Source organism: Kosakonia sp. YIM B13571, from assembly GCF_042788095.1.
In the GTDB taxonomy this organism is placed as follows: domain Bacteria; phylum Pseudomonadota; class Gammaproteobacteria; order Enterobacterales; family Enterobacteriaceae; genus Kosakonia; species Kosakonia quasisacchari.
Map to the genome: position 1 here is coordinate 1 of NZ_JBHZPL010000026.1, position 4047 is coordinate 4047.

Below are 4047 nucleotides of genomic sequence, written 5' to 3' on the forward strand. Positions count from 1 at the left end.
CCCGACCCCGGCTGTGACTTTATCGCCATTAACCTGCGCACCCTGCAGCAACGTATCGCGACCGCTCTTCAGGGAGATGTTCTGCCCGGCATCCAGCGTGGTCTCATTCCATGTTGTACCGTTGCCTTTCTCGTTCCCCTTCGACGCGTTCCCACTGGCCGACACCATAAACCCGGCACCATCTTTACCAGCGACAATCCCGACGCCAATTGAACCACCCTTGCTGGAGTTGCTGCCGGTGGTTTTCTGCGTATCCGCCGCGCCCGTCAGGGTGATGTCCCGTGCCGCGTCCAGCGTGAGATCTTTTCCGGCCTTCAGCTGGCTGCCCGCAACCGTAATATCACCGCTGTTGGCGGCATTGCCTTTGCCGGTGGCGGAGATGGTGAGATCGTTACCTGCATTAAGCGTGCTGCCGGTGGTGGTGTCCTGCCCGGAATGCGACGTGGATTTCGACGACTGCCCGCCGATAGAAACCATCACGCCAAAGGAGCCGTTCTTGGTTGCATCATCAGAGCCGGTTTTCGCCGCCGCCAGGCGTGAAGCCTGCGAGGCCTGAATCCCGGAAAGCACGGCTTTGGTGCCCTGCAATGCCGCGAGGCGACCGTCACTCTGATCTTTTGCCGCCATCGCCGTGGAGGCAGCCGTATTCACCACATCGCCCACCGCGCCGGAGAGCGCCAGCGTCAGCCCGCTGCTTTTCTGCTCGAATTTCTGATCGGTGGTGCGTTTGTCGTGACCCGGATCGATAACCACGCTGTCGCCCGTCAGGGCGAGATCGTTTTTGGCAATAAGGTCTGAACCGCCAACATGCAGCTGATTACCTGCGCTGACCGTCACATCGCCGCCGTTACTGCCCACGGTGCTCATGCTCTGGCTCTGCGTGGTGCCTTTCTCTTTCAGATCCTGTTTGGTTTTGCTGGAACCGATGGTGAAACCGATCCCACCGGAGCTCATCAGGCCGCTCTTTTTCTTCTCCTTAAACTGCCAGTTCGAGTCGGTGTTAGTAGCGGCTGTGATATCAACATTGTGGCCCGCACTGAGCGCCACATCGCCATCGCCCACCACGGATGAACCTTTCACCAGCAGGTCATGGCCGGATTTCACCGTCACATTATCGCCGCTCAGCAGCGTTCCGGCTTCCCGCGTGGCGCTCTGCTCAGAGATGGTGTGCGTTTTGGTTTTACTGAGGAAGCCGCTTTTGGTTTTGGTTTCCTCTTTGTAGTGGTAATCGCTTTCGGTGGCGGTTGTCAGGTTGACGTCGCGCCCGGTCTGCACGCCGATATCGCCTTTCGCATTGACCTGCGCCGCTTCGGCGTTCATATCGCGTCCGGCGATAATCGTGGTTCCCGTGCCGCTGGCGATTTCGGTGCCCTGCTGGCGCACCTGCTCGTTGATCACCGTTTTCTTGCTGGCTTTGTAGCTGTCGCCCTGAGTGGTGGCTTCGGCCAGCAGATTGACATCGCGCCCCGCCTGCATGCCGACCTGTTGCTCAGCCGCCAGCCCGGCGGCGTGTGAATTGATGTCCTGGCCTGCGGTGAGTATCAGGTTATTGCCCGCGCTGACGGTGGTGCGATCAAGCCCGGTGCTGTGATTTTCGCTTTTGCCGTTGCGGGTGTTATTGCTGGTCTGCTGCGCGTCGAGGTTCAGATCGTTGCCCGCCGACAGCTTCGCGTTTTTCCCGGCGCTGACATCGCTGGCGCTGAGCGTCAGGTCGTTGCCCGCCTGCATGGCAAGATTGCCACCGGCCGTGATACCGCTTCCCTGATACGACACCTGCTCGCGGCTGGTGGCCGTCTGACGGAGATAACCCGCATTAAAACCGGACTGGCTGTACGCGTCATTTTTCTCGATCGCGTTCACGGCGATATTGCCACCGGCATCCATCAGCACATCGCCGCCCGCTTTCAGTGTGGCACCGGTCAGGGTGATATCTTTACCCGCTGCCAGCGACAGGCCATCGCTGGCGGTAATGCTGGCGATGCTGCCAAGCGTGGTGTCTTTGAGGCTGACCGAGCCATATTTGCTTTTCGCATCCAGCGCGAACTGATCGGCCAGCGTGACGTTATTAATGCTGCCGTCGAGACTCTCCAGCGCCACGGTTTTGCCGCTGATGGTGGAACTGAGGTTGCTGATATCGCCAATGGCACTGAGACTGACATTGCCGCCCGCTTTCATCAGCGCATAGTTGCTGTTGGTGATCTGCCCGGCGCTCTCCACGCTGAGGTTGTTTCGCGCCAGCAGCGTGCCGCCGGTGTTGGTGACATTGCCCCCTTCGAGGCTGACATTGTTCCCGGCAATCACACTGCCGTTATTGACCGTGACATCTTTCGGCGACAGGTAGACTTTCGGGATCATCACCGTTTCGCCATTGATGGTGGCGCTTTCCCACCACAGGATGCTGTGGTCGAGCGCGGCGATTTGATCGGCATTGAGCGCCACACCAAACTGCAGCCCCAGCGACTGCTGGGCGTTAGCGGCGTTATCCATCATGTAACGCATCTGGTCCAGATCGGAGCCGATACCGTTCAGGTAGCGGTTACCGGTCTGGTTGAGCACGACGTTACTCACATAGCGCGTGTCAAACGCCGCATCGCCGAGGAAGCGGTAATCATGATTCGGGTTGAGTTTGATGCGATCCAGCATGTAGGCCGAGCCGAGGAACTGCTTCTCATCGGTATAGGTGCTGCTGGTTTCACGCGGGGCGGCAGACGGCGTGACGCCGAGCAGTTTGTTCAGATCGCCAAACAGCGCCGGATCAAGCTGGCCAAGCCCGTCGAGTTTCGGGTTAACGGTGATGAGGTACGGGCTTTTCGGGTTAGCCGACACCACAAAGTAGCCGCTGTTGCCGGACGGCAGCGGGTACGCGCTGGTATCAACGGATTTCCCCTGATGCGCGTTGAGCGCGCCAGCGTGGGTGTCTTTCAGCACCGCACTGGTGACGCCCGCGCTCGCCAGACTGCCCGCGCTGCCAAGGCTGGCGCTGCCTTTCTGCTGGCTGCCGATGTTTGCCAGCGCGGCTCCATTTGCGCTGGCATTATCCAGCGCGCCGCCGCCGTTAATCTGCTGCAGGGCGTTGTGCAGTTGATCCTGCCACTGCGGGGAGTTGACGGTCACCGGCCCTGCGGCAAGCGTCTGTTTTGCCACGCTACCGCCAATGCTCTGGTTGCTCAGGGTATTCAGTGACGGCGCGGTGATGGTGCCGCTGACGCCACCGGCATTTGCGGTCGTACTGGTGTTGCTGATATTACTGCTGAAGTTTGCGCTGACATTGCCACCGGCCTGGATGACGGCGCGATAGAGCTGTCCTTGGGTGGTCTCGATTTCATGCCCAATCAAGGTATAAGCAATATTCTGCACATAGTGATCATATCTATCATTTTTATTCCTTAAACCGCCTGCAGGAATCGCAAACTCAGCATAGGTTACGTCCTTGCCTGTTCCATATTTATAAACCAGAACATCTGAGGCAACGCTGTTTTGCCAGCTCTGGTTGTTAAGCTGCGCACCCTGCAATACCAGGTTGTTAGCGCTGACGATGTCGCTGGCTTTGTTATCAAGCACACTGGCTGAAATAACGGCATTACGGCCAGATGCGATTCGTGCGCTTCCGCCACTACTGCTGACATCCGTCCGAGTTTCACTTAAAACAAATTTTTGGGTGTCATATCCTTCGAACGGCGCATAGTGATAAGTCGTTTCTGTCCATACAGAACACCCACCATCAGCTCCTGCACAGTTGTTGCCTTCCACATAGTCTTTAACCGTGTAGTAACCATAACTTCCCGTAGGGAGCAGCGAATAATGTACGCTCAAGGTAGGCTTACCCACTCCCGGAACACTCTGAGCGGTTGTTGACGTTGTCGTGTTGGTGACCAGTCCATCCCTGGTATTCAACAGATGCCCGGTATTAATGGTGATATCACCGTTACGGGTTTCAATATTGCCGGAGGTGTTCACCACCTCGGTGTTAGCATTGCCCGCCGCGTCGCGCTGCAGCCTGAGATTGTTGCCCGCCAGCATATCGCCGCGCTGGTTGGTGATGCTGCC

At 58.0% G+C, this 4047-nt stretch carries 1 protein-coding gene; it reads right to left on the bottom strand.

Translation table 11 applies throughout. The annotated features are described in order from the left end of the window. The coding region (locus ACFX4O_RS24325) for a hemagglutinin repeat-containing protein (protein WP_380211868.1) at window positions 1–4047 on the bottom strand (4047 nt) is incomplete at both ends.